General features: G+C 68.8%; 32 protein-coding genes. 21 read left to right on the top strand and 11 right to left on the bottom strand.

Annotated elements, in window-relative coordinates; translation table 11 throughout:
* The first annotated feature begins 82 nt into the window (after positions 1–82).
* Complete coding sequence (locus ACIO52_RS21355; protein WP_402646107.1) at positions 83–1057, top strand: hypothetical protein; 975 nt, start codon at positions 83–85, stop codon at positions 1055–1057.
* Here the strand turns inward: ACIO52_RS21355 and ACIO52_RS21350 are convergent.
* Both ACIO52_RS21350 and ACIO52_RS21345 read right to left on the bottom strand, forming a co-directional pair.
* Entirely contained in the window at positions 1042–1551 is a 510-nt protein-coding gene (locus tag ACIO52_RS21350) for a MarR family winged helix-turn-helix transcriptional regulator (RefSeq protein ID WP_255587949.1), read from the bottom strand. The genes ACIO52_RS21355 and ACIO52_RS21350 overlap by 16 nt on opposite strands.
* A 407-nt stretch (positions 1552–1958) precedes the next feature.
* Positions 1959–2135 carry a hypothetical protein gene (locus ACIO52_RS21345; RefSeq protein WP_255587950.1) on the bottom strand — a complete coding sequence of 59 codons (177 nt, stop codon included), beginning with the start codon at positions 2133–2135 and terminating at the stop codon, positions 1959–1961.
* Here ACIO52_RS21345 and ACIO52_RS21340 point away from each other — a divergent pair.
* A complete protein-coding gene (locus ACIO52_RS21340; RefSeq protein ID WP_316574503.1) occupies positions 2128–2733 on the top strand; it encodes a hypothetical protein in 606 nt (201 codons plus the stop codon). The two genes, ACIO52_RS21345 and ACIO52_RS21340, sit on opposite strands and share 8 nt — an antisense overlap.
* Before the next feature lie 68 nt (positions 2734–2801).
* On the opposite strand, the gene ACIO52_RS21335 is transcribed toward ACIO52_RS21340, so the two are convergent.
* Positions 2802–3239: a hypothetical protein gene (locus tag ACIO52_RS21335; protein WP_218719107.1), complete on the bottom strand. Its 438-nt coding sequence runs from the start codon at positions 3237–3239 to the stop codon at positions 2802–2804.
* Between the two features lie 90 nt (positions 3240–3329).
* On the opposite strand from ACIO52_RS21335, the gene ACIO52_RS21330 reads away from it, so the two are divergent.
* Positions 3330–3953, top strand: coding sequence for a hypothetical protein (locus ACIO52_RS21330; protein ID WP_402646103.1), 624 nt, complete (start codon positions 3330–3332; stop codon positions 3951–3953).
* Between the two features lie 33 nt (positions 3954–3986).
* Here the strand turns inward: ACIO52_RS21330 and ACIO52_RS21325 are convergent, their stop codons facing one another.
* Together ACIO52_RS21325 and ACIO52_RS21320 are read right to left on the bottom strand one after the other, a co-directional pair.
* Positions 3987–4544 (bottom strand): type 1 glutamine amidotransferase domain-containing protein, encoded by a 558-nt coding sequence (locus ACIO52_RS21325; protein ID WP_402646100.1) that lies wholly within the window; start codon positions 4542–4544, stop codon positions 3987–3989.
* A gap of 86 nt (positions 4545–4630) precedes the next feature.
* Positions 4631–5011, bottom strand: a complete 381-nt coding sequence (locus ACIO52_RS21320; protein ID WP_402646098.1) for a hypothetical protein — start codon at positions 5009–5011, stop codon at positions 4631–4633.
* A 254-nt stretch (positions 5012–5265) separates the two neighbouring features.
* Between ACIO52_RS21320 and ACIO52_RS21315 the strand changes: the two genes are divergently transcribed.
* The 3 genes from ACIO52_RS21315 to ACIO52_RS21305 all read left to right on the top strand — a co-directional run bounded on the left by ACIO52_RS21315 (position 5266) and on the right by ACIO52_RS21305 (position 7669).
* Positions 5266–5847, top strand: a complete 582-nt coding sequence (locus ACIO52_RS21315; RefSeq protein WP_402646095.1) for a hypothetical protein — start codon at positions 5266–5268, stop codon at positions 5845–5847.
* A gap of 267 nt (positions 5848–6114) precedes the next feature.
* Complete coding sequence (locus ACIO52_RS21310; protein ID WP_402646092.1) at positions 6115–6627, top strand: STAS domain-containing protein; 513 nt, start codon at positions 6115–6117, stop codon at positions 6625–6627.
* A 388-nt stretch (positions 6628–7015) separates the two neighbouring features.
* On the top strand, positions 7016–7669 hold the full coding sequence (locus tag ACIO52_RS21305) for an MBL fold metallo-hydrolase (RefSeq protein WP_402646089.1): 654 nt from the start codon (positions 7016–7018) through the stop codon (positions 7667–7669).
* A 109-nt stretch (positions 7670–7778) separates the two neighbouring features.
* Here ACIO52_RS21305 and ACIO52_RS21300 read toward each other — a convergent pair whose 3' ends face one another.
* On the bottom strand, positions 7779–8006 hold the full coding sequence (locus ACIO52_RS21300) for a DUF6480 family protein (protein ID WP_218719113.1): 228 nt from the start codon (positions 8004–8006) through the stop codon (positions 7779–7781).
* Between the two features lie 168 nt (positions 8007–8174).
* Between ACIO52_RS21300 and ACIO52_RS21295 the strand changes: the two genes are divergently transcribed.
* Positions 8175–9344, top strand: a complete 1170-nt coding sequence (locus tag ACIO52_RS21295; RefSeq protein ID WP_402646086.1) for a sensor histidine kinase — start codon at positions 8175–8177, stop codon at positions 9342–9344.
* Complete coding sequence (locus tag ACIO52_RS21290) at positions 9341–9994, top strand: response regulator transcription factor (RefSeq protein WP_218719114.1); 654 nt, start codon at positions 9341–9343, stop codon at positions 9992–9994. The genes ACIO52_RS21295 and ACIO52_RS21290 overlap by 4 nt, the downstream gene beginning before the upstream one ends.
* A gap of 12 nt (positions 9995–10006) precedes the next feature.
* On the opposite strand, the gene ACIO52_RS21285 is transcribed toward ACIO52_RS21290, so the two are convergent.
* Positions 10007–11527 (bottom strand): alpha/beta hydrolase, encoded by a 1521-nt coding sequence (locus tag ACIO52_RS21285; protein ID WP_316574507.1) that lies wholly within the window; start codon positions 11525–11527, stop codon positions 10007–10009.
* 245 nt (positions 11528–11772) lie between these two features.
* Here ACIO52_RS21285 and ACIO52_RS21280 point away from each other — a divergent pair, with 245 nt between their 5' ends.
* The 7 genes from ACIO52_RS21280 to ACIO52_RS21250 all read left to right on the top strand — a co-directional run bounded on the left by ACIO52_RS21280 (position 11773) and on the right by ACIO52_RS21250 (position 17905).
* Positions 11773–12189, top strand: coding sequence for a hypothetical protein (locus tag ACIO52_RS21280; protein ID WP_402646082.1), 417 nt, complete (start codon positions 11773–11775; stop codon positions 12187–12189).
* A gap of 83 nt (positions 12190–12272) precedes the next feature.
* Positions 12273–13691: an ammonium transporter gene (locus tag ACIO52_RS21275; protein WP_402646079.1), complete on the top strand. Its 1419-nt coding sequence runs from the start codon at positions 12273–12275 to the stop codon at positions 13689–13691.
* A gap of 274 nt (positions 13692–13965) precedes the next feature.
* A complete protein-coding gene (locus tag ACIO52_RS21270) occupies positions 13966–14163 on the top strand; it encodes a hypothetical protein (protein WP_402646076.1) in 198 nt (65 codons plus the stop codon).
* A gap of 379 nt (positions 14164–14542) precedes the next feature.
* A complete protein-coding gene (locus ACIO52_RS21265) occupies positions 14543–15721 on the top strand; it encodes a ThiF family adenylyltransferase (RefSeq protein ID WP_402646073.1) in 1179 nt (392 codons plus the stop codon).
* A gap of 2 nt (positions 15722–15723) precedes the next feature.
* Positions 15724–16350: a GNAT family protein gene (locus ACIO52_RS21260; RefSeq protein WP_316575365.1), complete on the top strand. Its 627-nt coding sequence runs from the start codon at positions 15724–15726 to the stop codon at positions 16348–16350.
* A 173-nt stretch (positions 16351–16523) separates the two neighbouring features.
* Positions 16524–17498, top strand: coding sequence for a helix-turn-helix domain-containing protein (locus tag ACIO52_RS21255; protein WP_218719119.1), 975 nt, complete (start codon positions 16524–16526; stop codon positions 17496–17498).
* A 194-nt stretch (positions 17499–17692) separates the two neighbouring features.
* A complete protein-coding gene (locus tag ACIO52_RS21250) occupies positions 17693–17905 on the top strand; it encodes a helix-turn-helix domain-containing protein (RefSeq protein WP_218719120.1) in 213 nt (70 codons plus the stop codon).
* Between the two features lie 225 nt (positions 17906–18130).
* Here ACIO52_RS21250 and ACIO52_RS21245 read toward each other — a convergent pair whose 3' ends face one another.
* The gene (locus ACIO52_RS21245; RefSeq protein ID WP_402646070.1) at positions 18131–18760 is read right to left on the bottom strand and encodes a TetR/AcrR family transcriptional regulator; all 630 of its coding nucleotides are present in this window, start codon (positions 18758–18760) and stop codon (positions 18131–18133) included.
* Between the two features lie 93 nt (positions 18761–18853).
* On the opposite strand from ACIO52_RS21245, the gene ACIO52_RS21240 reads away from it, so the two are divergent.
* Together ACIO52_RS21240 and ACIO52_RS21235 are read left to right on the top strand one after the other, a co-directional pair.
* Positions 18854–19672, top strand: a complete 819-nt coding sequence (locus ACIO52_RS21240; RefSeq protein ID WP_402646067.1) for an alpha/beta fold hydrolase — start codon at positions 18854–18856, stop codon at positions 19670–19672.
* 190 nt (positions 19673–19862) lie between these two features.
* A complete protein-coding gene (locus tag ACIO52_RS21235) occupies positions 19863–20024 on the top strand; it encodes a hypothetical protein (RefSeq protein WP_402646064.1) in 162 nt (53 codons plus the stop codon).
* A gap of 171 nt (positions 20025–20195) precedes the next feature.
* Here the strand turns inward: ACIO52_RS21235 and ACIO52_RS21230 are convergent, their stop codons facing one another.
* Positions 20196–20759, bottom strand: a complete 564-nt coding sequence (locus ACIO52_RS21230) for a hemerythrin domain-containing protein (RefSeq protein WP_374104877.1) — start codon at positions 20757–20759, stop codon at positions 20196–20198.
* Between the two features lie 217 nt (positions 20760–20976).
* Here ACIO52_RS21230 and ACIO52_RS21225 point away from each other — a divergent pair, with 217 nt between their 5' ends.
* From ACIO52_RS21225 to ACIO52_RS21210, 4 genes are read left to right on the top strand one after another with little or no spacing between them, the layout of a single operon-like run.
* Positions 20977–21675 (top strand): glycosyltransferase, encoded by a 699-nt coding sequence (locus ACIO52_RS21225; RefSeq protein ID WP_342800158.1) that lies wholly within the window; start codon positions 20977–20979, stop codon positions 21673–21675.
* Entirely contained in the window at positions 21672–22712 is a 1041-nt protein-coding gene (locus tag ACIO52_RS21220; protein WP_402646061.1) for an acyl-CoA dehydrogenase, read from the top strand. The genes ACIO52_RS21225 and ACIO52_RS21220 overlap by 4 nt, the downstream gene beginning before the upstream one ends.
* Complete coding sequence (locus ACIO52_RS21215; RefSeq protein WP_316574513.1) at positions 22694–23446, top strand: PIG-L deacetylase family protein; 753 nt, start codon at positions 22694–22696, stop codon at positions 23444–23446. The genes ACIO52_RS21220 and ACIO52_RS21215 overlap by 19 nt, the downstream gene beginning before the upstream one ends.
* Positions 23443–24066, top strand: a complete 624-nt coding sequence (locus ACIO52_RS21210) for an SAM-dependent methyltransferase (RefSeq protein ID WP_402646057.1) — start codon at positions 23443–23445, stop codon at positions 24064–24066. The genes ACIO52_RS21215 and ACIO52_RS21210 overlap by 4 nt, the downstream gene beginning before the upstream one ends.
* 42 nt (positions 24067–24108) lie before the next feature.
* On the opposite strand, the gene ACIO52_RS21205 is transcribed toward ACIO52_RS21210, so the two are convergent.
* Positions 24109–24273 (bottom strand): hypothetical protein, encoded by a 165-nt coding sequence (locus ACIO52_RS21205; RefSeq protein WP_218719126.1) that lies wholly within the window; start codon positions 24271–24273, stop codon positions 24109–24111.
* Between the two features lie 40 nt (positions 24274–24313).
* Positions 24314–24646, bottom strand: a complete 333-nt coding sequence (locus ACIO52_RS21200) for a hypothetical protein (RefSeq protein WP_218719127.1) — start codon at positions 24644–24646, stop codon at positions 24314–24316.
* Positions 24647–24697 lie beyond the last annotated feature (51 nt).

Here is a 24697-nt window from a genome sequence, read left to right as displayed (position 1 = left end):
ACGTCACCGGCAGGCCTGCGCCGCCGACGCGATCGTCTATCCCGTCGGCGGCGCCTTGGGTGGCCGGGCCGGTGGGCGCGCGATGGACGGAGTCGGGCGCGATGTCGTCGGGGGTGGAGGTTTCGGCGACAGCCGGAGCTCGGTCGTCGTCGGGGGTCGTGTCGGGGTGGTCGTCGGCGCCGGTGGTGGGGTGGACAGTGTCGGTGACGTCGTGGTCGAACCGGTCGGGCCCGTGGTCGGTGTGGTCGAAGCTGCTGGGCCCGTGGTCGAGCTGGCCGGGCCCGTGGTCGTCGTCGTTTTTCCGGCCGGACCCGTGGTCGTCGTAGGCGAACCGGTCGAGCCCGTGATCGTGGTGGTGGTCGGCGCCGTGCTCGGAGTGGTGGTGCCCGCGTCAGTCGTCGTCTGGGGGACCGCCGACGTGGATGTCGAGGTCGTGGTGGACGGCGCGCTGGACGTGCTCTCGAGCGAAACACTTACTGTGGCAGAGAAACTCGCGCTCACCGAGATCGTCGGCGAGTCGTCCGAGGCGGTCTCGGACGGCGGGGTCGTCGGTGTCTCCGTCTCGTCGACTGTGCTCGCAGGCTCCGGCTCCGGGTCCGGCTCCGACTCGGGGTCGGGGTCGAGCGAGAGATCAGTGGTCGAGGTGTCTGCGTGGGCGATGTCGCCTGGGGTGAAGACCTCGCTCGGTGTGTCGGAAACTGTGTTCGGGAGCAGTGCGCCCGGCTCGCCGGCGGCCACGCCGGAATCGGGCGGGACTACAGCAGGTTCGCACGAGAGATTCTTCGCCTCGTTCGCCCGCGCCGGCGGGTCCGGGTCCGCCCGGACGGCGAGCGTCGTCCCGATGACCGTGGCCGCCAACGCCGCCGCCACGCCTGCGCGCGTCAGCCGTCGTCGAAGCCGCTCGGCCGATGACACCGGGTCGGGCCGGTCGGATCGCCCAGGTTCTTCGGTGTTGTCGACGGTGTGCATCCAGCTCCTGCTTTCTCCCCGGTGCCGAGCGTGGTTATCGACGACGGCACAGCGCGGTCGGCGTGGGTGTTGTCAGGGATTCGAGTAGGGATCGACCTCGCGCAACCGTTGCCGGTGTATTCGCTGCAACTCGCCGGCCCGGGTGAGAAAGTCGGCGATTGTTTCCAGTTCGGCGGTGTCGTAATAGTTCAGCAGCATCTTGTAGCTCTCGACGATCATCGGTACGACGAGTTCTTGTACCCGATGGGCCGCGAGTTCGGTGGCCATCACGATCACGCGCCGACGATCGGTCGGGTGCAGGGAGCGCGCGATATAGCCTTGCTTCTCCAGGCGATTGAGCATGATCGTGACACCGGCGGAGGTGAGTCCGAGCCGTTCGGCCAGCCTGCCGGGTGTCGTGGATTTCTCGTCTTCGAGCAGGACGATCTCCAGTGCGCGCCGATCGGTCTCGTTCACGCCGAGCACTCTGATCAGCTCGCGGATCAGATCCTCGACGGATCCGTGATAGAACTCCAGCGCCCTTTTGAGCTCGGCCGGGATCCTGGCGGGTTGGCTTGTCGTCGGGCACACAGGCTTTCCCATCGATCACTTGAAACATGGAACCGCTCACCAGAACTCACCGATCAGGGCGGGCTCGATCGCCGGGCGCCCGATTCCGGCCGGGGGAGTCGGGGTGTGAGATCGGGCATGGTGGCTCCTGTCAATCGATCGACCGGCAGCTCGGACCACGGCTGACGAACATCACGAAAGCGGCACCCGCTCCGGCCGTCGGAGCATTCGTGGCGGTGCCGGACATGCACTGTACGACATAGCCGGGGATGCGACACCGCGCATCGAAATATTCGGTCGAAGTGGCTGCTGTGCGCCAAACGCTAAGTGGGGCAAGCAGTATCGGAGGCGATAGTCGTCGGGCCGGGTTGCTCGCGCAACCCGGCCCGGAGGTGTCGCCGCGCACGTGGACATGCTCACGCCCGCGACCGCGCGCGGGGTCAGGTCACATTGGTGGTGGTGAGGGTCGGGGACGGGTTCGGGTAGCACGACGTCGCGACGTTGCCCACGAAGGAGACGTTGGTCGTCATCGTCATGCCGGGACTGGCATAGCTGGTCCCCGCGTACTTGCTGGTGATCGGCGTTCCGGCGGCACCGGCGGTGACGTTGATGGTCACCGCCGGCGGCGTGAAGCTGGTGCCGCCCGCGATCGGACCCGGCACCGTCAGAACGACATTCCCGCCCGACGTGGCGACCGTGCCCGCCACGGTCCCGCCGGAGGCGGTCGCCGAGACCAGGGTCGAATTCGCGGGCGTCGGAATGGTCATCTTCAGGTTGCTGATGTTGTTCACCGTGAAGCCGGACGCCGAACTGGGCACCGACGAGGCGCCCGGCGTGATGGTGATGGCCACCGCGGAACCCGAGGCCACCGAGCTCGGCGCGGTGCCGGTGACCGAGGTGTTCATGCTCGAGGTTTGGCCGATACCGAGGACGGTGCCCCGGCAGCTCCAATTCACGCTGACCGGGGCGGCATTTACCGGTGCGGCCAAGCAGAATATGGTGGCGACGGCCACCGGTGCGAGAAATCCGGCGGAAAAGAGCGAAGAGGTCGATCTCATGGCGATCTCCAGAAATATCGAGCAGCGGTGTGACGGGTTGTCGAGCCGCAAATGGGGGTGTTCGAAAAATATAGCGCGCTCTTCTCTTTCCGGGGTCGAAATCGTGAATCCGGGCCTCTCGGAATTATCATTATTCGCGATTAGATATTTACTCTGAATAGTTAATTCCGGAAAGCTTCCGAATTGTTCGCGAGGGCGCGCGGACCTGCGACGTCCGAGCGCTGCTCACTCCGGGGTGGCTTCGTGACCGGGATGGCCGTGGGTGCGACGGGCTTCTTTCATCTCGGCCTCGTAGAGGTGAGTGCGCCCGTCGACGAGTTCGCCGCGGATCTCGCGTTCGATGCGCCGGAACTGCGCGTAGTAGCCCTCGTCGTATTCCTCGACGATCTGGAAAGTCCAGCGGCCGGGCAGGACGTTGCGGCCCACCAACTCGGTGGCCAGCTTCTCGGCGAGGTGGACGTGCCCGGCCTCGCGCAGCATGTCCACGGCCGCACCGAGCGCGAGATCGGCGCCGCCGGTGAGCTGGTGGAAGCTGTAGAGGTGTCCGCGGGCACGTTCGGTGGTCTCCAACGCCTCGGACAGTTTTCCGACGGCCGCCACGGTCGCGGTGTCGACGCCGGCGGGCCGCTGGTGACGCTGGGCAGGCTGAGTGTTGTCGGTCATGTTCCGAGGCTATCGCCGGTGGCGAGCTGCGTATCCCGTCCGGCAGGGGGTATTGGCGAGGTATCCCTGTTGTCGATGATCGGAGGCACCATGAATTACATCGACGAGAACGACTCGGGCGGCAGCCGGGTGCGGATTCCCCGCAGTCGTGGCGCTGTGGGCGGGCTGGCGGTTCTGCTGCTCGGTGTGTGGGGCGCGCTCATACCCTTCCTCGGACCGTACTTCGATTTCGCGTTCACCCCGGACGATCCCTGGGCCTGGACTTCGGCACGGGGCTGGCTGGAGGTGCTGCCCGGTGTGGTCGCGATCGTCGGCGGGCTGCTCATGCTGATGAGCAGGAACCGGGTGGTGGCCAGTGCCGGTGGCTGGCTGGCCGTGGCAGCCGGTACGTGGTTCGTGATCGGGCCGTTCCTCGCCGATCTACTCCGGCTCGGCGATCTGGGCGAACCCGTGGCCACCGGCGATCTGAAACGCGCGCTGCTGCACCTGACGTACTTCTACGGGCTCGGCGCGCTGATCCTGTTCTTTGCCGCCACCTCGCTGGGCCGGCTGTCGGTGCGCAGCGCGCGTGACATCGCGTTCGCGCGCCGGGAAGCGGTCGTGGGGGCCGGTGGTGATCGTGTCGTCGTCGACGATCAGGTGGTCGTCCTCGACGACACGGCCACGCCCGAACCGCACCTGCGCAAGCCCGACGTGCGCCATCGCCCGGTGTGACCATCGCGAGCACCGACCCCGCACCCGCGTGGGTCAGTGCTCGCCCTCGGCGAACTCCTCGACGATCTTGGCGCAGAAGGCGGGCAGGTCGTCGGGGTTGCGGCTGGAGACCAGGCCGTTGTCGGTGACCACCGCTTCGTCGACGACCGTGCCGCCCGCATTGCGGATGTCGGTGCGGACACTGGGGTAGGAGGTGAGCGTGCGGCCGCGCACGGCATCGGCTTCGACCAGCGTCCACGGTCCGTGGCAGATCACGCCGATCGGTTTGCCCGTGGCGACGAACTCCTTGACGAAACCGACCGCGGCGGCGTCCTGGCGCAGCTTGTCCGGGTTGGTGGTCCCGCCGGGCAACAGCAGGGCGTCGTAGTCGTCCGGGCTCGCCTCGGCGACTGTGCGGTCGACCGTGAAGGTGTCACCGGGTTCGACATCGTGGTTCATCGCCTGGACCGTGCCGGAGCGCAGGGACAGCAGTTCGGTGGTGGCGCCGGCGCCCTCGACCGCGGCGCGCGGCTGGACGAGCTCCACCTGCTCCACACCGTCGGTGGCGAGGATGGCGACGTGCTTTCCGGTCAGTGCGTGCTGGGACATCATGATCTCCTCGTTCGGGGTCTGCGGGGCGCTTACCCGATTCCGCCCGGCGAAACAGCGCGGTGGGCGGCGGCCCGGTCGGGACCGGATCAGCTGCTGGCGACCGCGCTCGCGCCGATACCCAGATAGACGATCATCAGAACGAACAGGAACCATCCGGCGCCCTGCCACAAGGGCCAGCGTCGTCCCCGCCGCCATTCCACATAGGTCCGCACGAAGGCGCCCACCCCGCCCGCGAGCAGGATCACGGTGGGCCCGAGCAGCACCGCGGTCTCGGCCGCCGAATCGCACAGCGCGGTAGCGGCGTCGGCACAGGCCGCCCGGCCGCCGGCCCAGATCGCGGCGACCACGGCGGTCAGCGCCGCGAGCGCGATCACGACGATCGAGTAGAACAGCGCCTGCCTACCGACTCGGCTGTCGGTATCGACCATGACCATCACCTCACCCTTCGGGTTACCGAGGATGGGCATGCCAAACATGACGGGGGCCCTGAGCGGTGCGTGCGCGCTCGGCCCATCGGCGCCTGGATGCTCTCGGGCGCAGCGGGAGTCGCCCGCTGGCGACCGGAGGGCGTTGGCGCAGCCGCGTCAGGTCGAACAGCGGACCGCTCGGGTACGATCAACGCGGTCGGCGGAGCTACCGGGTGGACCCGCAGACGACTCCAGGGCGCGAGTGCGGGTTCCCGTGGTGCCGCCGGCGATACCGACCGCGGAGGCCTTCCCCGATGACCGAGCATCCTGGCGCTTTCCCCGCCATGCCTCCGGTGACGAGTGCGGAAATCGTGATTCGACGCTCGCCTCTACGGTGGTTCTGGTCGGTCTCGGCACTGGTGGCGTGCGGGGCCCTGCTCTGGGGATGTGCCAACGTCCTGGTCATCTCGCAGCTGGACACGGATCTGTCCGCTGCGGAGTCGCAACGACTCATGGAACGGCGCCGGATACAGATTCCCGAGTCGTTCGAATTCGTCGGCATGCGGCGCTTCGGCTGTCCGCCCCTGGCAGGGATGTGCGGCTATGTCGGCAGCTATGTCGCGCCGGCGGAACAACTCCCGGACTACCGGTCGATGTACACAGATCCCACGCATCGCCAACCGCTGCGCCCGGTGACCTGCGCCGAGTTGAAGAAGCAATTGGGTTTCGACCCGGCGACGAGGACAGGCGACAACGACTGGAAGTTCGACTGTACGAACGCGATCGATCTGTTCGCCAGCCTCCCCTATGGCGACGAGGTGCACGGCTACCCCACGCTCACCATCGCTCGTGACTCACAATTCGCCACGATCTACTACTACACGCGGCCGAGCTGACCGTCTCGTGGGGCGAACGCGCCCCGCTGCTGGGTTGTTGAACGGGGCGCGTTCTCGATCGGCGATCCGCCCGGGCGGTCGCGACGACCTACGGCCGCGATACCCCCACCCGGCCGCACCACACGTCGAGAACCGATAAAGTTCGTCAAGGCAATCAACGGCGGCAAACGGCCACCACCTGTACCTGCGCGAACAGCCACAACTGCATCACGATCGATTGCCTGCTCCAGGCCGATGTGGAACACGTCCCGCCATTCACGCCACTGGTTGAAGTCGACGCCCGCCGATCCGGTCGGCGCGGGCCGACGGTTGCACGCCGAGACCGAACCGTGCGGGCACACCACTGTGCTGGCGGTGCGCGGCAGCATCGACGCCTATACCCTGACCCGTTGGCAGCGGCTGCTGCATTCGACGATCAGCGCCACCTCCGCCGACGGCGGCAGATATCTCATCGTCGACCTCACCGATGTCGAGTTCCTGTCGTTGCGCGCGGTCCTGACGATGGCCGAGTGCACCGGGTACGCGCGCCGACGAGGTGTGGCGGTGAGCGTGGTCGACGCACACCCGTATGCGATGGCGGGCCGGGTCACCGAGATCGCCGGGCTGAGCCAGTGGCTGCCGGTCTATCCCGAATTCGTTGCCGCGTTGGCCGCGACCAAGACCGATGCGCCTCCGCTGGCGCAGAGCATCAGCGGTAGCCACCACCCTGGGCATTCGCAAGGACGGACGCGGCGACGACGACGGCCGTGGTTCACCTCCACCCCGACCACCCGCTCTTGAAGCCGCTTCGCCCGCTCTTCCCGCAATCGAGAACCGTCATGTCCCGTGAGCTCGACCATCGACCTGCGCAGTTGGACCACCCGGCCCCCTTCGGCGATGCCTCGTTCGTGTCCTGGCCTGATCCCAGCCCACTGCAATCGTGGTGGGACCAGGTCATGGGCGACCACGTCATCCCGACCGCGGGCTCCACCCGCAGGCGCGGACACAAGGCGACCCCTGCCGGAACGCCGCCCGCCGATACCGGTGTCGCGTCGCGCAGAGTTCGCCACTCGAGGTACAGCTAGCCTTGATCCTGTGAGCCGGCAGCGTCGGCACCGATGCTGCCGACCCGACGGCCCTCGCGGTCGCCGAGGGGCAGGTGCGTTTTCGTGACGACGGGAGAAGCACGATGAGCATGTCGGTAGCGTCGCTCGGGCATTCGACGGTGCGGCTGGCGGGGCCAGACGGTGTGGTCGTGATCGACCCGGGGGTCTTGGCGCCACCGGCGGCCTTCGAGGACGTGGCGGCCTACCTGATCACCCATGATCACGACGACCACGTCGACGGCGGACGCATCGCCTCGGCGCTGGCCGCACAGCCGAGCGCCCGGGTGCTGGCTCCGCAGGTGGTGATCGACAAGCTGCTCGCCGCCGGCGTCGAGGCCCGGCAGCTCGAAACAGCAACAGCGGACACCGTTTTCGAGGTCGCGGGCTTGACGGTCCGGGCGGTGGTGGGTGAGCACGCCGCGATCTATCCGACCCTGCCGGATTCACCCAACGTCGCCTACCTGATCGACCGCCGGATTCTGCATCCCGGTGACGCCTTCCCCGCGCTGCCCGACGGTACCGCGCTCGATGTGCTGTTCCTGCCGGTGAGTGGGCCGTGGATGCGGTACGCCGATGCCGTGGACTATGTCGCCGAGACCCGGCCGGACCTGGTCGTCCCCATCCATGACGGCGACCTCAACGACATCGGCCGCACCCTGACCGACCAGCTGGCCGGCCTGCTGCCCGAGACGGTGCGCTACCAGCGCCTCGACGTCGGCGTGCCTGTCACGGTCTGAGGCGCTCCCACGGACCGAACCAGCGTCGGGAATCGGCGACGAGGCGATCTCCTGTCGGATTCCTCGTGAGGAGGTCCGTTCGCGGGTGGCATGAGAATGGTCCCTTTCCTCACCGAGCGAGTACCACTCCTACGGCGGCGACGACGAAGACCGCCACCAACAGCACCGCCACGATGACAGCCGCCACCCCGGTCGGTGGGAAATGGCGGCTGGTGCGCGGCTCCGGCGCAGAGAGCCCCGAGGTCTGGGCGGATTCCGGCGGCGTCGATCCCGGTGGCACGCCGCCTCCCGGTTCCAGATCGGGAGTGTTGGCTGGGTCGGGGTCTGTCGAGTTCATTCGCACCTCTCTTCTTCGGGTTCCCTCTCCCCGCTATAGACGCTGTCGTCGTTTTCAATCGCGGGGGGAACGCCCGACGACGGCATGTTCCGGAAGGTGGAGGTCAGGCGACCGGATCTCACACCACAGGGGGAGGCCGGGGTGCGCTGTCCGATCTAGGGTGATCGGGTGGTCGACGAGCGGGTCGTGGTCTGGATGCGGCAGCGGACGGCGCTGGTGGATGGGGTTTCGGCGCTGGTTCTGGGGGTGGTGTGCGCGCTGATCGGGGTGCTGGTGGGGGCCGGGGGTGCGCATTTCGGGTTCACGGTCGCGTTGCTCGTGCCGGTGGCGTTTCGCAGGCGATGGCCGGAATGGGCGGCGGTCGCCGTGGCGGTGGTGGCGTTGGCGCAATGGGCGACGGTCCGGGCCACGATCGGAGCTCTGGTGGCGGACGTCGCGGTGCCGATCATGGTGTACACCCTCGCCGCGTACGGGCGGTGGTACTGGAGCCGGATCGGGCTGGCCGCGGGCCTGGGTGGGGCGATTCTCGGGGGTTGGAGCTGGCCGCAGCTGCCGATGCCCGCGCTGGCGCATCTGATCGTCGGCGCGTTTCTGGCGAGCACGGTGGTCGCGGCCTGGCTCGGGGGCGCCTGGCAGCGGTCCCGGCGAAGGGAGTTCGCGGCGCTGGCCGAACGCGCGGCATTGCTCGAGACCAATATCGAACAGCGGACCCGGCTGGCGGTGCTGTCCGAACGAACGCGGATCGCACGCGACATCCACGATATTCTCGCGCACTCACTGGGGGTGATCATCGCGCAGTCCGACGGCGGCCGATACGCCGCGCGCGCGGAGCCGCAGCGGGCGATCGAGGCGTTGCAGGCCATCGGCGCTCAAGGTCGAGAGGCGCTGGTCGAGACCCGCCGAGCGATCGGAGTACTGCGTGAGGACGACGGCGGGGGACCGGATGCCGTACCGGCGCTGGGTATTTCGGACCTGCCCGCCCTGGTCGACGAGGTTCGCGGCGCCGGGCTGACGGTGGACCTGACGATCGAGATGGCCGGTGCGGAGCCCGACTCCGGCGTGCATCTGGTCGTGTACCGCATCGTGCAGGAGGGGCTGACCAATATCGTCAAGCATGGGGGACCTGATGCGCGAGCCGAGATTTCGGTGCGTTCGGGCCGGGGCCGGCTGTGCGTTCGTATCGCCGACGACGGGTCCGCCACCGTTCCGGGCCCCGCCGGTTACGGGCTGATCGGGATGCGCGAGCGGCTGGCGGCTTACGGCGGCGAACTCGAGTTCGGCCCGCGACCCGGGCGCGGCCACCTCTTGGAAGCCCGAATCCCGTGGGAGAGCCGATGATCACGGTGATGCTCGTCGAGGATCAGGTTCTCGTCCGCGCGGGCTTGCGCATGGTGGTGGACTCCCAACCCGACCTGCGTGTCGTCGGAGAGGCCGGGGACGGGTTGTCCGCACTCGCGGTAGCGGCGAGCGTCGCGCCGGATGTGGTCGTCATGGACGTCCAGCTGCCGCATCTGGACGGCATCGAGACGACCCGCCGCTTGCTGGCGACCGAACATCAGCCCAAGGTGCTGGTGCTGACGACCTACGACCTCGACGACTACGCCGTGGCCGCCGTGCGCGGCGGCGCCAGCGGGTTCCTGCTGAAAGACGCTCCGCCGGAAGACTTTCTGGCCGCGATCCGCACCGTGCACGCCGGTGATGCCGTGCTGGCCGCCTCCACCACCCGCCGCCTGCTCGACCGCCTCGCCCCGCCGGTCAACCTGGCCGCCCGCCGCCAGGTCGGCGTCCTCACCCAGCGTGAGACCGAGGTGCTGCGGGTCATGGCCCGTGGTCTGTCCAATGCCGAGATCGCGGCGACGCTGGCCGTCGGGGCGGGCACGGTGAAGACTCATGTCCGCCACATCCTCGGCAAGCTCGGTGTGCGCGACCGGGTCCAGGCAGTGATTCTCGCCCACGAGGCCGGACTCGGGTCCGGCTCCGTCGGCTGAATCAGCGCAGCGCTACCGATCCCGCGCGCAGTGGGAGTCGGTGGCAGGCAGGGTGCCGTCCAACAGGTACCCCTCGACAGCGTTGTCGATACACGCCGAGCGATCGAACAGGTAGACCCCGTGGCGGAAGGCGTTGTCCAAGGTGAGCGCGCGGGCCGCCGGGAGTGCCTGGCGCATCGCGCGTTGTCCGGCGACGGGGGCGACCGGGTCGCCCTCGGCGCCGACGAGCAAGGCGGGCGATCGGTTTCCGATGGTGGTCGCGGGCTCGACGGGGCTCACCGGCCACAGCGGGCAGGGGGTGACGCGGCGGGCGAGGGCCCCGAACATCGGCTCGGCGGCGCGGTGGCTCTCGATATCGGCGTAGGTGTCCTCGATGTCGCGGGCGGCGCGGTCGGCGCATTGATTGGCGACCGTCGCGCTGAAACCGAATTCGGGCAGCACCGTCGAGTCGGCGTACAGCGCGAGTTTGGCCGCCAAGCCGGCGGGCGGGTCGACGGGGTGACCGAGGGTCGCGTCGGACAGTGCCCGCAATTGGGCGCTGAAGTCGGTGTAGGACGTGTCGGAGTCGTCGACGGTGAGGAGCAGGCCCGCGACCATGTCCGCGGTGATGGTGACCTCGGCGATGCCGACCGGCACGGTCGAGATCGCGTCGAACATCGCGTCGATCGCCGCGAGCACCGCCTCCGGGGTTGTGCCCCAGGCGAGTTCGGCATCGCGGCCGGCAGCCCAGCGTGCCCAATCCGCGAGCGCCGCCGCGGCGGCCGGTGCGGTGGCGCGGGTCAGGTCCGGGCCCGGCGCACCGGGATCGAGGCTGCTGTCTAGGACGAACCGATCGGCGTGCTCCCCGAACATCTGGAGATAGACGGCGCCCAGGTACGTGCCCCACGACCAGCCGAGATACGAGATCTTCGGTACTTCCAGCAGCGTCCGGAGCAGGTCCATATCGCGTGCCATCGCCCGGGTCGAGGCGTGCGGCAGCAGCTCTCGCTGCGGTTCGCACAGGCGAGCGAGCTCGCGCGCCTGTGCGACGGTGCGGTCGAACCCCGGCCGGTCCGCCGGCGCGGTCTGCGCGAGACCGAGATAGGCGCTCGTGGACCAACCGCATTCCAGCGGTGATGCGGCGCCGAAGAACCGGGGATCCATGCCGATCAGGTCGTAGCGCTCCGCGAGGGCTGCCGTTGCCGGATGACCACCCTCGGGCCCGTCGACGAGCATCGATACCCCGTCCCGTGACGGTCCCGGTCCGCCGGTCTGCACCACCAGGGTGCCGAGCCGGTGCGCGGGGTCGGACGCGGGTCGGCGCGCTACCGCGATCGTGATCTTCCGACCCGTGGGATCGGCGTAGTCCAGCGGTGCCTGGAACTCTCCGCACAGTGCTCCCGCCGCGGCCAGTCGGGCACCGACCGTGTCCTGTGCGCTGGTGCGGCAATCGTGCCAGTCGATGATGTGATCGGGGCTTCCCGACGCGGCCGGCTGGGGACCGCAACCGGTCAGCATCACCGTGGAGACGAGCACCGAGACTGCCGATGCCATTGTTTTCCAGTAGCGGTCGATCCTGATTTCGTTCATGGCAGTCGACGTTAGGAAGCGGCGTGGCCGCCGGCATCTACCCGGCGAACGACTGTGGACTCCGTCGCTGGGGATACCTGGCCATCGGTGGTGCGATTCGCCCTGGACGCTCTGGCGTATGCGGTCTGTCGATTTTCCGGGCTCCCATTCGACCTAGGAAAAGACGGCCGGCGGCAGGGCCGGACAACCTACCCGAATGAGGATGCGAAATGACTGGCAACGATCTCGATGTACTGCTCGGCGCGTGGGAACTGACCGGGCGTAGCCACACCGCGGATCACGACGACATCACCGGGACTCTCACCGCGACCCGCCTCCTGGACGGCGGGCTCTTGCAACTCGACGGCCGCATGCTGGTCGGGAACACCGAGATCCACAGCCTGGAATTGATCTGGCCGGACGACACCGGCTCGGGTTTCGCCGCGCACGTGTATTCCGGTTCCGGCGCCCCGCTGAATTACCGGTGGAGCCGTCGGGGTGACACGATCGTGCATGCCGGACTCGGCATGACCTACACCGGCGCCATCAGCACCGACGGTGCCACGATCACCGGTACCTGGCTGCCCGACCCGGACCGTCCGGACATGGCCGAGGCTGCCTATGACGCCACGATGCGCCGGATCTGAACCGGCCGTGGCCGACCTGGTTCGCTGAATTCATCGACTCGAAACACCGCGGGTTGTTACGGGAAACAGCGCTTCTCGATGCTGTGCCGGAATCCCGTCGGATAAGAGGTACGAATGTGAATTCGGGAGATACCGCGTGGGTGCTGGCCTGCGCCGCGCTGGTGATGGTGATGACACCGGGACTGGCGTTCTTCTACGGCGGCATGGTGGGCAGCAAAAGTGTGCTCAACATGCTGATGATGAACTTCAGCTGTCTGGGTGTGGTGTCGACGCTCTGGCTGCTCTACGGCTACAGCGAGGCATTCGGCGACGATGCCGGGTACGGGCTCGTCGGCGACATGTCGCACGCGCTGCTGCGCACGACTCAGGGGACGTTGTCCGGGCCGGTCGGCCACCAGATTCCGACCATGGCGTTCGTGATGTTCCAGTTGATGTTCGCGGTCATCACGACGGCGCTGATCACCGGTGCGATCGCCGGTCGGACTCGTTTCTGGTCGTGGATCGTGTTCGCGGCGCTCTGGGTCAGCATCGTGTATTTCCCGGTGGCGCATTGGGTTTTCCACGTCAGCGGTTTCACCGATACCGACTCCTCCGGTACCTCCTCGGAGGTCGGCGGGTGGATCGCGAACCGGCTGGGGGCCTTCGATTTCGCCGGCGGCACCGCGGTGCACATCAACGCCGGCGCGGCGGCGCTGGCGTTGGTGCTGGTGATCGGCAAACGTCACGGCTGGCCGCGCAGCATCGCTCGCCCACACAATGTGCCGTTCACCCTGCTCGGTGCGTCGCTGCTGTGGTTCGGCTGGTATGGCTTCAACGCCGGATCCGCGCTGGCCGCAGGCGATCTCGGTGCCCTCGCGTTCACCAACACCACCATCGCGGCAGGCGCGGCGTCGTTCGCCTGGATCGTCGTCGAACAACTCCGAGACGGGCGACCCACCACCATCGGTGCGTCCTCGGGCGCGGTCGCGGGCTTGGTCGCGATCACGCCGGCGTGCGGATTCGTCGGATCTGTCGGCGCCCTGTGCATCGGGGTGGCCGCGGGCATCTGCTGCGCACTGGCCGTCGGCCTGAAATACACCTTCGGCTACGACGATTCCCTCGACGTGGTCGGAGTCCACCTGGTCGGGGGAGTGGTCGGCACCCTGCTGGTCGGGCTGTTCGCCGACGTCTCGGTCAACCCCGCAGGGGGCGACGGCCTGCTCTACGGCGGCGGATTCGTCCAGTTGCAGCGCCAAGCCATCGCCTCGGTGGCCGTCATGGCCTACTCGTTCCTGGTGACCCTCCTGCTGGCGTGGCTGGTCGACAGGCTCGTCGGCCTGCGCGTCGACTCCGAATCCGAGGCCGAGGGCATCGACGAATCCGAACACGCCGAGTCCGCTTACAGCCCGACCACCCCGCCCGGTGCGTTGGCCCCCGCTCCGGTCCAGCCTCGGCCGGTGTCCCGGCCCCCACGTGTCCCGGTGCCCCGTCCCGCTCCGCGGCCCAACGACCACTTCTGGTGACCGCGGGCTGGCCGGAATGTGGACCGGGGCCTGCGCGGGGTGATCGGTGTTGGGTTCACGGTGAACGAAAGCCCTTGTCGGGGGCGGCGGTCGCGCGGGAGTCGTCGCCCCGCCGATGGAACAGAGGGATACATCGATCGGTGGTTCGACGAGGAGGCCTCCACTCACGGCAAGATCATCCACTGTCCGGGCCGGGACACCTCCGGCGACGACCAGGGGTGGGCGCCCACAAGGACTACGGATATCTCGCGCTGCTGCAACAGGACGGGGCGAGATGCGCGAGATCGCCACCCGGGGCTATCTGACGGCCACCCGGCATCGCGTGGTCAGCCCACCCGCCGGAGTCGACCGGTACTCGGTGCTGTTCTTTCTCGGGCCCGCCTCGAAGCGATCGTCGAACCGCTCGCGCTGCCCGCCGACCTCGCCGCCAGGGCCCGCGGCCGATGTGCTCGCCGAACGGGGACGCAGGTGAGGGAGCACTGGTCGGTCGGCCGCGAGGGAGTCGACGACCCGATCGCCGATCTGACGGCTGCTCTGCCCGGAGCCCGGTGGCGGCGCCCACCGATCCACGTGGTGGTCCGCCCCCGTGGACCGGACGGCGCCGCACCGTCGACGCCGCGAAATCGATGCTTGCGGGACTTTAGCGAGACCGACGACGGGTGAGGCGTTGGATTGCCGGTCATGTCGACTCGGCGGGTCATCGTCGCAGTTTGGCCGGAGTGCGGGCGCGCCATGCCGGTGGACCGAAGGTCAGTTAGCTGAAAGTGTGCTGTGTGTAGTCTTTGCGCGTCCTGGTCGAAGGAGGCGCGCGGTGTCCGCTCGTCTCATGAGGGTCGGAGGTTTGTGCACACATGATTCGGCATCGCTCGGTTCCGCGTCCGCCGGTACTCGCGCCCGGCGTCGCGACATCGCATTTCCGTCCCGTGCTGCTCGACGCGTCGAGCCCGGAAGGACTGCGCGATCTGGAAGCGCTGGCGGGCTCGGATGCTGTCGGTGCGGTGCACGACACGATCGACGATCAGCTCGACGAACTGATCCGCTGCGAGGACCCCGCTGTCTCGCAGACAGTGGAGTCCCTGGCGGCGTCGCGACGTCGGATCTGCGGCGAAACCGCATTGTGGCGGTGGGGAACGTGGGTGTTCTATCCGTGGAACGGCCGGCTGGTGCATGTGCTGCCGCGCGAGGGTTTCCAGCGGGTGCGGACCGATCGGAACCGCAACAAGATCGACCGCGGGCAGCAGCGCGACCTGCGCGAGCGGCGGATCGGTGTGGTCGGGCTGTCGGTGGGCAACAGCGCGGCGGTGACGCTGGCGATGGAAGGGGTCGGCGGTTCGTTCCGCCTGGCCGACTTCGACACGATCGGGTTGTCGAACCTGAACCGGCTGCGGGCGGGGATCGGTGATCTCGGGGTTTCCAAGGCGGTGCTGGCGGCGCGGCAGATGTTCGAGATCGACCCCTATCTCGACATCGAGGTGTTCACGGCCGGGCTGACCGAGGAATCGATCGGGTCGTTCTTCGACGGCGTCGACGGCACCCGGCCGCTCGATCTGCTCGTGGAGGAATGCGACACGGTGTGGGCGAAAGTCGCCGCCCGCGAGTACGCGCGGAGCCGGGGAATCCCGGTGCTGATGGACGCCAATGATCGCGGCTTGCTCGATGTCGAGCGCTTCGATCTCGAACCATTGCGCCCGCTGTTCCACGGCCGCACCGGCACGGCGACCTCGTCCGATGTCGCGAGGATGAACCGGGACGAGCTGCTGTCGTTTCTGCTGGCGGTCGTCGACGAGCCGCGGCTGAGTCCGGCGATGCGCGACGCGATCGGGGAGATCGGCCGAACCCTGTCCAGCTGGCCACAACTCGCCTCGGGGGTGATGCTCGGCGGCGCGCTGGTGGCGGACACCGCACGCCGGATCCTGCTCGGCGAGCTGATCCCGTCGGGGCGGAGCTATATCGACCTCGACGAGCTCATACCCGCCGAAGGTCGGCGGATCGACGCGGAATTCGCGCAGGTGATGGAGGAAGTCCGTTGACGGTGGACCTGCGCGACGTGGAACTGGTCGGTACGCGACTGCGGTTGCGTGATCTGCGTGCCGGTGATCTGGGCACCTATCAGCGGATCTTCACCGATCCACAGCTGACCCGATTCATGGGCACCGACAGCATGGGTGTCCGGGCAGCGGCGGCGGCGTTCGACGCCGCCCTGCGCGCCCGCGGTGAGAGCCCGCGGCGCAAGTACACGCTGGCGATCACGGCACCCGATGAGGACACCATGGTCGGCACCATCGGCCTGCTGGTCGAGGATTTCGGCAGCAACGCGATGATCGGCGGTCTGGTCGTGATTCCGGAAGGGGCGCTGCGCGCGGGAGGCATCGAGGCGGGGCGGCTCATGGCGGCCTTCGCCTTCGGGCCGCTCGGGATCCACCGGGTCTGGGCGGGGCATCGGCACGATCATCCGGTGATGGACACGGTGATGGCGGGAGTGGGCTTGACACCGGAGGCGCGGCTGCGACAGCTGTACCGAACCCAGGGCCGGTGGCGCGACGTGTGCACCTACGCGGCGTTGCGGCCGGAATGGGCTGCGACGGCGACCGCGGCCGAACGCCGGATTCTGGCGTTGCGGCCCACCGCGGCAAGGGAACACGCCATCGCGGGCCGGTGAGGTCGGTGCGCAACCCTGCCGAATCGGGCTCCGAGCGGGCGATGTCGCGATAGCATCGCCGACTACAGGCCCATGCAATCACCTTTGCCCCGAATTGCCACCACCCGAAACGCGCATCGGCCGGCGACGGGAGGCACTCCACCGCCGGCTTGGATCCGAAGTGGAGATCACCGATGGCAGTGCTGATCGACTCCGACTATTTCACGCCGGCGGACCGCCGCGAGGCGGTCACCGCCATCCTGCAGGAAGCCGATATCGGGGCGAACCTGCAGATGTGGGATTCACCGGCGGAAGTGGTCAGCCGGCACCAGGCCTGGATGCTGGGTCCGATCGCGCTCACCCGCTCGGAGGTCTCCGGCCACCAGGTCTGCCGCACCAGGCGGCACGAGCGGATCACGCCCAGCGACACCCTGACGGTGACCGTTCAGAACGGGCAGGTCCGCAGGCACGAACAGTTCGGTGCGCAAACGCTGATCGAGCCCGGCGCCTGCGAGGTGATCGACCTGGCCACCACGTTCGCCTCCGGCTGGCACGGTCTCGGCGGAACGCTCTGTCTGCAGCTGTCCAGGGAGCGCCTCGGGATCTCCGCGGAAACGGTCGTCGCGGCGCACGGGCGGCTGGCGGCATCGCCGCTGTACCCGATGGTCACGGCGCAGATCCAGCATCTCGTCGCGATCGCCGACCAGCTCGAAGCCGACCCGGCCGCCGCCTCGGTGGGCGAGTCGTGCCTGGAAATGGTTCGGGCGCTGCTGATCTCGGCGGCCGGCCGCGGTCCGGGTGATGGTGGCGCCATCCCGGAGCAACTGCTGATCGAACAGATCCTCGAGTACGTGCGGACACACCTGGCCGATTCGACCCTGAAGATTCCCGGCATCGCCGCCGCCAACAACATCTCCGTCCGGCACCTGTACAAGGTCTGCGCGCAGTCGGGTATCAGCCTCGAGCAGTGGATCATCGAACAACGCCTGGTCCGGGCCCGCGACATGCTGATCGACCGGGGTTACGCACACCGTTCCGTCGCCGCCGTGGCCGGTGCCGTGGGCTTCCGCGATGCCGCCCACTTCACCCGGCGATTCCGGGAGGCGTTCGGCATGACGCCCCGGGACTGGCGCCGCAGCGCCTCCGACGCGGACACCCCGCCGACGTAGCGACGGAGTTCCCACGGCGCGGAAGTTTGTGCGTGCACAGTCAGTGGCCGTGCAGTCACAGCCTGCTTCGGCGGCGAATTCGCCCTTATCGTTCGAATGTGGCTGCGCGAGACCGCTTCAGGAGTGTGAGTGTTCGCCGATGGACACCCGCTCCGATGCGGTCCGCGCCGAGGCATCGAGAGAGAGGGGAGACCATGTCCACGATCGGCAAAGCCATCCGGGCGGCGAGGACGGCCTCCGGTTTCACGCAGGCGGAGTTGGCCGACTGGATCGGCATCAGGGACGGAAACCAGATCAGTCGTTGGGAACGGGATGTGGTGACACCCAGTGCCGACAGTGTCGGCGAGTTGAAGAGGGTCCTGGGGGTGCGTCTCGACAACACGTCCGGAGGTGCGATGTCGTGCTGACCTGAACGCCTTTCCCGCCGGAGGCTGCGGTCGAGCCCACGGCTGCGAGAGCTACGAAACGACCTGGGAGGTCGGGTAGTTCGGGGGGAGGGACGATCGTCGGTACGACCGCGCAGCATTCGAGCCGTGGCCCTTGCTCAGGGCCACGGCTCGAATGCTGTCGACGACTCGACACCAGGCTGATGTTTCCGTCGGAACACCGACGCATGCGCGGTGGCTGACCCGTCAGGCGCCGTCGTGGCGGAGCGCATGTTCCTCGTCGCGTTCGGCATGCGCGTCGGGGAAATGGGTTCCGTGCGCGACGATTCCGGCGACGGTGTCGATGTAGTCGGTGCCCAGGGGTAGCCCCCGCAGGACCGAGCGCGCCCACAGCGAGCCTGCCAGCAGATCTATGACGGCGCCGACATCGACGTCGGCCGGGATCTCCCCGCGTGCGATCGCCCGGTCGAAGATGGCCTGCTCGCGTTCGAGTCGTTCGCTGAAGAACTGGTGGCCGACGGTGGCGAGTGCCGGTCGCGACGCCGATGCGGACAAGACCGCCGCCGCGATGGCCGCGGTGTCCTCCGCGGTCAGCAATCGGGCGATCTCGACTCCGAGCGCGGCGAGATCGCCGCGAAAGGTACCGGTGTCGGGGATGGAAATCCGCAGTGGCGCGGCAACAGTCAGTGCCGCGGCCAGCAACGCATCCTTGGACGGCCACCACCGATACAACGTCGTCTTGTTGACCCCGGATCTCTGGGCGACCGCCTCCATCGTCAAGCCGTCATATCCGGCCTCGGCGAGGAGTTCGAGGGCGGCGAGGTGGATGACCTCGGCTTTGCGCGGGCCTGCGGGAGGTGGGTCGGTTGCGGACATGTCGTAACGATACAACGCAACGTTGCGTTGAGTCTCTGCCTCAGCTACGTTGAATGCAACGCAACGTAGCGTTGTTTTTTGAGGAGGGCTGTGATGTCGGAATTTCTGCCGGTGGTTCTCGTCCACGGAATCAGGCTGAGCGGGGCGGCTTGGACGATGGTCGCCGATCGCATCGCCGACACTCATCCGGTGATCGCGGTCGATCTGCCCGGCCACGGACGTCGTCGCGGCGAGAAGTTCACGCTCGCCGCCGCTGCCGAAACAGTCACCGCCGCCATCGATTCCGTCGGTGGCCGCGCTGTGGTCGTCGGGCATTCTCTAGGGGGATACGTCAGCATCGCGGCCGCGGCCGCGGCTCCTGACGCAGTGGCCGGCCTCGTCGTCGCCGGCTCCACCTGCGTGCCGAGTCGATCGCTGATGCTGCCGTTCTCCGTCATGCATCGAGTGCTGTCGCGGCAATCCGATGGCGGCCAGCGGACGAGTGCGCGGCTGTTCGACGCGATGCTGCCCGAGCCGGTGGCGGTCGCCGTCAGCGGCGCAGGCATCGCCACCGAGGTGATCCCGGACGTGGTCGCCGAGCTCGGCCGATTCGACGTACTCGGAGCGCTGGGCTCACACCCAGGCCCGGTGTGGCTGATCAACGGCCGCCATGACCACCTGCGGGTACATGAACGTCGCTTCGTTCGGGCCTGCCGCGCCGGACGGCTGAGTGTGGTCCCCCGCGCCGGGCATTACCTGCCCTTGGCCGATCCTGAACGTTTCGTCGACATCGTTCTCGAAGCGGCCACGGGCGCTGAACAGCTGCACCGGCGTTCGCGGAATCCGACGTCTGGCAACTGTTCATGCACTACATCGACTTTCGTGGCGCGCACGACGCCGGGTACGAAGTCGGCGGACTGCGTTACGCGGTAGACGCCCACGACTGGCGGCGGGTGAGGATCGCCGGGTGGCTCGACCTGACCAATGATCGCGTCGTCGGCGGGGACGCCATACGACCCGCGCCGCCGGTGCCGAACCGGTTCTGTCCCATCCCGAATTCGCCGACGCGGTGCGCTCGGCACTGCGTGAGCTCGGCCGAGGGGGCCGACTCGAACGAAACCCGTTGCTGCGCTCGAAGGTCGTGCACGGTCGGCCGGGTCCGGCCACCGGCGCCACGCTGCGTGAGCTGCTCACCACGATGAGCGAATCCCTGGGCGACGAAACCCGCGGCGAGAAGCTGCACCGGGCACTCGACCGCACCTACCTGCGACCCGCGCCCACCTAGGAACGCGCCGCCGAACTACTCGGACTGCCCTTTTCCACCTACCGCCGACATCTCACCCGTGCGGTCGAGCGGGTCATCGACAAGATGTGGGAGATCGAGCTGTACGGCGCCGAGTTCTCGACCGATATGGCCGCCGAGGACCGGGCCGGGAACGGTGATTCGTAGCGACGATCAGCGGAGACTGCCGACACCGAGCGATCCGTTCGGCGGCGGCTCCTGATTCTCGGCGGCGCGGACGTAGGCGACGGGGTCCTTGTCGACCGGCCGCACGCCGGCGTAGTGGCGGGCCTCGTAGGCGGCGAAGGTGACAGCCAACGCGTGGCGCTGCGGCACGCCGGCCAGGCGGCGGAAATCGGTGAGGCCCTCGCGTTCTTCCTCCGCCATGTGGTCGCTGTTGGCGAGATTGGCTGCCGCGACGGCCGCGAACCAGTCGTCGGTGCCGACCTGATGATCCGCGACCGCGGCCACCGCGTCCCTGATGTCGTTGTGGTCGTGGATGGCGTCGAGCGTTTCGCTCTCGACCGCGCCTGTGCGCCTCGCCGCGATTCCGGCGTGCAACAAGGCCGGGTAGAAGATCTCCTCCTCGGCCAGCGCGTGCAGTTCCAGGAAGGCGGCGAGCCGGTCCCAGATCGCGGACAGCGCCTCGGTGTCGGTGCGGTTGATCTGTTCCAGGATCGCGAACAGACGCCGCTGTTCGTGGTGGTCGTCAAGGATCAGCTGGGTGATATCCACGATTCCTCCCTGAGACTGCTCGTCACAGCATGCAACGCCGGGGGCACCGGGCGTCGTCGTCGACATGCCGACGATAGCGCACCGTCTTCGACGACCGCGGGCCACGGGCCGGCCGCGCCGCGGCGAGCGACCCGGCTGACCTGGGCCTTCTGTTTGCCCTGCCGAAGGACGGGTAGCCGCCCCCTATGAGTCAGTCTTCGGCGGCTGTGAGAACACGCCCATGATCGGCGACGACATCGACGGGATCGTGGTGGTGGTCCCCGTCCGCAACGAAGAGCGACTGCTGCCTCGGTGTCTCGCGGCGCTGGAACGTGCCGTCCGCCGGGTCGACGTCCCGGTCCGCGTGCAGCTCGTGCTCGACGCCTGCACCGACGGTTCGGCGCGGGTCGCGGCGTCGGCCGAGGTGCTGACGGTGTGGGAGCGCAATGTGGGGGCAGCGCGGCGGCTGGGCTTCGAACACGCGGGCTCGGGGTGTGCGTCCGAGACCTGGTTCGCGACCACCGATGCCGATTCCGAGGTCGAGCCATCGTGGTTGTCGGCCCAGCTCGACTACGCGCGAGCGGGTTTCGAGGTGGTGGCGGGTGTCGTCGCGGTGCGGCAGTGGGACGCGCACTCGGCGCGGACCCGGCGGATCTACGAGCGGCAGTATCTCGAGCACGGGCCGGAGGGTCATAGTCATGTGCACGGCGCCGCGCTGGGCTTCCGCGCCGACGCCTACTGGGGAATCGGTGGGTTTCGGGCCTTGCCGACCGGCGAGGACGTGGATCTGGTCGCGCGGTTGCGCGCGTCCGGAGCCGCCATCGCCTGGGCCGGGGACGTCGCTGTCACCACCTCCGCGCGGCGGCACGGGCGCGCACCGCACGGGTTCGCCGAGCACCTGCGCCGTATCGGGCGGGACGCATCGCGGGAGGTGTCATGACCGGCGTCGACAGTCGGGTTTCCGGCCTGTGCGCCGAGGCATCGGAACCGGTGATCGCCGCGGAACTGCGGTCGCTGGCGAGATCCGGACGGCTGGATCTGCCGTTACCGGGCTCGGGGCAGACCCTCGAGCGATGGCGCGCGCTGGCCGAGATCGCCTACGCGGATACGGTTGTCGGGCGTCTGGCCGAAGCCCACACCGATGCTACGGCGATCCTGGCCGAGATCGATCACGGCGCCCCCGGGCGGCCGTCGACCGAACTCGCGGTGGCGCCGGAGCAACTCTGGGGCGTGTGGGCCGCGGAGCCGCCTGCTCCGGTGCTGCGGGCGCGCGAGGTGTCCGAGGGCTGGGTGCTGGAGGGGCGCAAACTGTGGTGCTCGGGTGCGAGCATGTGCACACACGCACTGGTCACGGCCGAGATCGACGGTCAGCGCGCGTTGTTCGCGGTGGCGCTCGACCGGTCCGTCGTCCGGCCGGTGCCGCACACCTGGCCTGCGGTCGGTATGCGGGGGTCCGATTCCGGCGCCGTCGATTTCGACAGTGCGCCGGCGCGGATGATCGGTGACCCCGGCGCGTACCTGAGCCGTCCCGGTTTCTGGCACGGCGCCATCGGGGTGGCCGCCTGCTGGTACGGCAGCGCGTGCGCGGTCGCCGCGACACTGCACCGCAGCGCCGCCGCGGGCCGCGCCGACGACCACGCGCTCGCCCATCTGGGCGCGGTCACCGCGAGTCTGTCGGCCGCCCGTGACAGCCTGTCCGCGGCCGCGCAGGCGATCGATGCCGACCCCGCCGACCTCACCGGAGCGGGTCGACTCCGGGCCAGGACCGTGCGCGCGATCGTCGAGAACGCGGCGACCGAAACGCTCGACCGTGTCGGGCGCGCCCTGGGCGCCGGCCCGCTGTGCGGCGACGAAGCCCATGCGCGCAGAGTCGCCGACCTGACGGTGTACCTGCGTCAGAGCCATGCCGAACGCGATCTCGCCGCCCTCGGACGAGACCAGGCGGACAAGGAGTTCTCATGGTGGCCATGCCCCTGATCGACCCGACCGATCCCGGCACCGCGGAAGGCGCGTGGACGCCGTGGCGCGAAAGCAGACCCGAACTGCGCGTGGAGCATTGGCGGCATCTGATCGTCGTCGCCCCGCACCCCGACGACGAGGTGCTCGGCGTCGGCGGGCTGATCGCGCACCTGCGATCGGCCGATCTGCCGGTCACCCTGATCTCGGTCACCGACGGTGAAGCCTCGCACCCCGGCTCGCCCACCCACACCCCGGCCGAGCTGGCCGGCCTGCGGATCGAGGAATCGGCCAACGCGGCCCACGAACTCGCCATCGGGGCGCCGATGCGGCTGGGCATGCCCGACGGCCGGGTCGCCGAGCAGCAGGCCGAACTCACCGACCTGCTCACCGAGGTGCTCGCGGTCCTGGGCGGGCCGGGGGTTCGATGCGCCGCCACGTGGCGACACGACGGCCATCCCGACCACGAAGCCGTCGGCCGCGCGACCGCCGAGGCGTGCGCGAACACAGCGACCGAATTGCTCGAGTATCCCGTCTGGATGTGGCACTGGGGCAGCCCCGACCATCCGCGAGTCGCCGCGGCCAATGCCTTCGGCCTGGCGTTGCCGTCGTCGGCGGTCGCGGCCAAGGCACGGGCACTGGCACAGCACCGCAGTCAGATCCGTCCGCTGTCGGACCATCCGGCTGACCGTCCCGTCCTGCCTCCCCATGTCCTGCATCGGTTCACCACACGCGACGAGGTCTTCTTCCAGTGACCGAGTCCGCCCTGCCGCCAGGCTATTTCGACCGGATGTACGCCACCGACGACGACCCGTGGCAGTTCACGCTCCGCTGGTACGAGCGGCGCAAACGCGCGCTGACGATGGCTATGCTGCCCAGGGCGCGCTACCGCGCCGGGTTCGAGCCCGGCTGTTCCATCGGCGTGCTCACCGAGGAACTCGCCGGGCGCTGCGATCGCCTCGTAAGCACCGATGTCGCCGAGCGGGCCCTGGATTCGGCGCGCGCACGGCTGTCGCGTTCTGGCCACGCGTCGGTGGAGTTGCGCCGGTGGGGGCTGGGACAGCGCTGGGCGGCGGAGGAATTCGATCTCATCGTGCTGAGCGAGGTCTGCTACTACCTCGATGCCGAGACGCTGCGCCAGGCCTTCGACCGTGCGGTCGGGCACCTCGAACCCGGCGGCACGCTGCTGTGCGCGCACTGGCGCCACGTGGTGGCCGACTATCCGCTGACCGGCGACGAGGTACACGCGATCGCGCATCGCACCGCCGGACTGGCGGCCACGGCCCACTACGGCGACGAGGATGTGCTGATCGACGTGTTCGCGGCCTCGCCGCCGAACCCGCCGTCGGTGGCCCGCCTCGAGGGTCTCGTCTGAGGCCGGGGAACCGCGGGCCGGGCGCGGCGGCCCGGCCGCGACTCAGGACCGCCGCCGTCGCCGGGCGATCAGCCAGACCACGAACCCGGCGAGCACCGCGGCTGCCACCGGCAGCGCGGGCGTGCGGGCGACATCGGCGGCCTGCCCGGTCGCATCCAGCGCCAAGTCACGGTCGAGCCGGGGGACCGGGTCGTCGGACTCGCTCATCGCGGGTTCCTTCCTCGGTGGTCTCGCAGCGCGGTGGCCGTCAGTGCCCGCGCTGATCGGTGAGCTTCAGGCCCTCCTTGGCCTTGATGCGCCGGTGCTCGAGCAGCAGCCAGACGACACCCGCGCCGGCGAGCAGGACCGCCGCGACGCCGGCGACGGTCGCCCAGCCGGTGAACCCGTAGCCGGTCGCGGTCAGACACAGACCCAGCGCGATGACGCCCAACGCGCACAGGATGATCCCGGGGAAGTTGTAACCGTCTTCGAGGCCCTCGCCGGCGTGGCTGCGGGTCGTGCGGGCATGGTCGGGGAATTCGTCGTCGTGTCGGTCGGCGCGCTGCGGCGCGGAATCGTGGTGCGGATTCGGGTAGGTCATGGATGGTTCCCTCCAGGTTGACCGGTATGAGCGGGCCATACCCGCTGGGCC

It is taken from the genome of Nocardia sp. NPDC087230, from assembly GCF_044744725.1.
In the GTDB taxonomy this organism is placed as follows: domain Bacteria; phylum Actinomycetota; class Actinomycetes; order Mycobacteriales; family Mycobacteriaceae; genus Nocardia; species Nocardia canadensis.
Note: the sequence above shows the minus strand (reverse complement) of the source record. Positions and strands in the feature narration are given on the sequence as shown.

What these genes read in the sequence shown, in the direction of transcription:
- ACIO52_RS21355 (WP_402646107.1), top strand. Translation starts at nt 83, where the DNA reads ATGGACGGAGTCGGGCGCGATGTCGTCGGGGGTGGAGGTTTCGGCGAC.
- ACIO52_RS21350 (WP_255587949.1), bottom strand. Translation starts at nt 1,551, where the DNA reads ATGGGAAAGCCTGTGTGCCCGACGACAAGCCAACCCGCCAGGATCCCG.
- ACIO52_RS21340 (WP_316574503.1), top strand. Translation starts at nt 2,128, where the DNA reads ATGGTCACCGCCGGCGGCGTGAAGCTGGTGCCGCCCGCGATCGGACCC.
- ACIO52_RS21335 (WP_218719107.1), bottom strand. Translation starts at nt 3,239, where the DNA reads ATGACCGACAACACTCAGCCTGCCCAGCGTCACCAGCGGCCCGCCGGC.
- ACIO52_RS21330 (WP_402646103.1), top strand. Translation starts at nt 3,330, where the DNA reads ATGAATTACATCGACGAGAACGACTCGGGCGGCAGCCGGGTGCGGATT.
- ACIO52_RS21325 (WP_402646100.1), bottom strand. Translation starts at nt 4,544, where the DNA reads ATGATGTCCCAGCACGCACTGACCGGAAAGCACGTCGCCATCCTCGCC.
- ACIO52_RS21320 (WP_402646098.1), bottom strand. Translation starts at nt 5,011, where the DNA reads ATGCCCATCCTCGGTAACCCGAAGGGTGAGGTGATGGTCATGGTCGAT.
- ACIO52_RS21315 (WP_402646095.1), top strand. Translation starts at nt 5,266, where the DNA reads ATGACCGAGCATCCTGGCGCTTTCCCCGCCATGCCTCCGGTGACGAGT.
- ACIO52_RS21305 (WP_402646089.1), top strand. Translation starts at nt 7,016, where the DNA reads ATGAGCATGTCGGTAGCGTCGCTCGGGCATTCGACGGTGCGGCTGGCG.
- ACIO52_RS21300 (WP_218719113.1), bottom strand. Translation starts at nt 8,006, where the DNA reads ATGAACTCGACAGACCCCGACCCAGCCAACACTCCCGATCTGGAACCG.
- ACIO52_RS21290 (WP_218719114.1), top strand. Translation starts at nt 9,341, where the DNA reads ATGATCACGGTGATGCTCGTCGAGGATCAGGTTCTCGTCCGCGCGGGC.
- ACIO52_RS21285 (WP_316574507.1), bottom strand. Translation starts at nt 11,527, where the DNA reads ATGGCATCGGCAGTCTCGGTGCTCGTCTCCACGGTGATGCTGACCGGT.
- ACIO52_RS21280 (WP_402646082.1), top strand. Translation starts at nt 11,773, where the DNA reads ATGACTGGCAACGATCTCGATGTACTGCTCGGCGCGTGGGAACTGACC.
- ACIO52_RS21270 (WP_402646076.1), top strand. Translation starts at nt 13,966, where the DNA reads ATGCGCGAGATCGCCACCCGGGGCTATCTGACGGCCACCCGGCATCGC.
- ACIO52_RS21265 (WP_402646073.1), top strand. Translation starts at nt 14,543, where the DNA reads ATGATTCGGCATCGCTCGGTTCCGCGTCCGCCGGTACTCGCGCCCGGC.
- ACIO52_RS21255 (WP_218719119.1), top strand. Translation starts at nt 16,524, where the DNA reads ATGGCAGTGCTGATCGACTCCGACTATTTCACGCCGGCGGACCGCCGC.
- ACIO52_RS21250 (WP_218719120.1), top strand. Translation starts at nt 17,693, where the DNA reads ATGTCCACGATCGGCAAAGCCATCCGGGCGGCGAGGACGGCCTCCGGT.
- ACIO52_RS21245 (WP_402646070.1), bottom strand. Translation starts at nt 18,760, where the DNA reads ATGTCCGCAACCGACCCACCTCCCGCAGGCCCGCGCAAAGCCGAGGTC.
- ACIO52_RS21240 (WP_402646067.1), top strand. Translation starts at nt 18,854, where the DNA reads ATGTCGGAATTTCTGCCGGTGGTTCTCGTCCACGGAATCAGGCTGAGC.
- ACIO52_RS21225 (WP_342800158.1), top strand. Translation starts at nt 20,977, where the DNA reads ATGATCGGCGACGACATCGACGGGATCGTGGTGGTGGTCCCCGTCCGC.
- ACIO52_RS21220 (WP_402646061.1), top strand. Translation starts at nt 21,672, where the DNA reads ATGACCGGCGTCGACAGTCGGGTTTCCGGCCTGTGCGCCGAGGCATCG.
- ACIO52_RS21215 (WP_316574513.1), top strand. Translation starts at nt 22,694, where the DNA reads ATGGTGGCCATGCCCCTGATCGACCCGACCGATCCCGGCACCGCGGAA.
- ACIO52_RS21205 (WP_218719126.1), bottom strand. Translation starts at nt 24,273, where the DNA reads ATGAGCGAGTCCGACGACCCGGTCCCCCGGCTCGACCGTGACTTGGCG.
- ACIO52_RS21200 (WP_218719127.1), bottom strand. Translation starts at nt 24,646, where the DNA reads ATGACCTACCCGAATCCGCACCACGATTCCGCGCCGCAGCGCGCCGAC.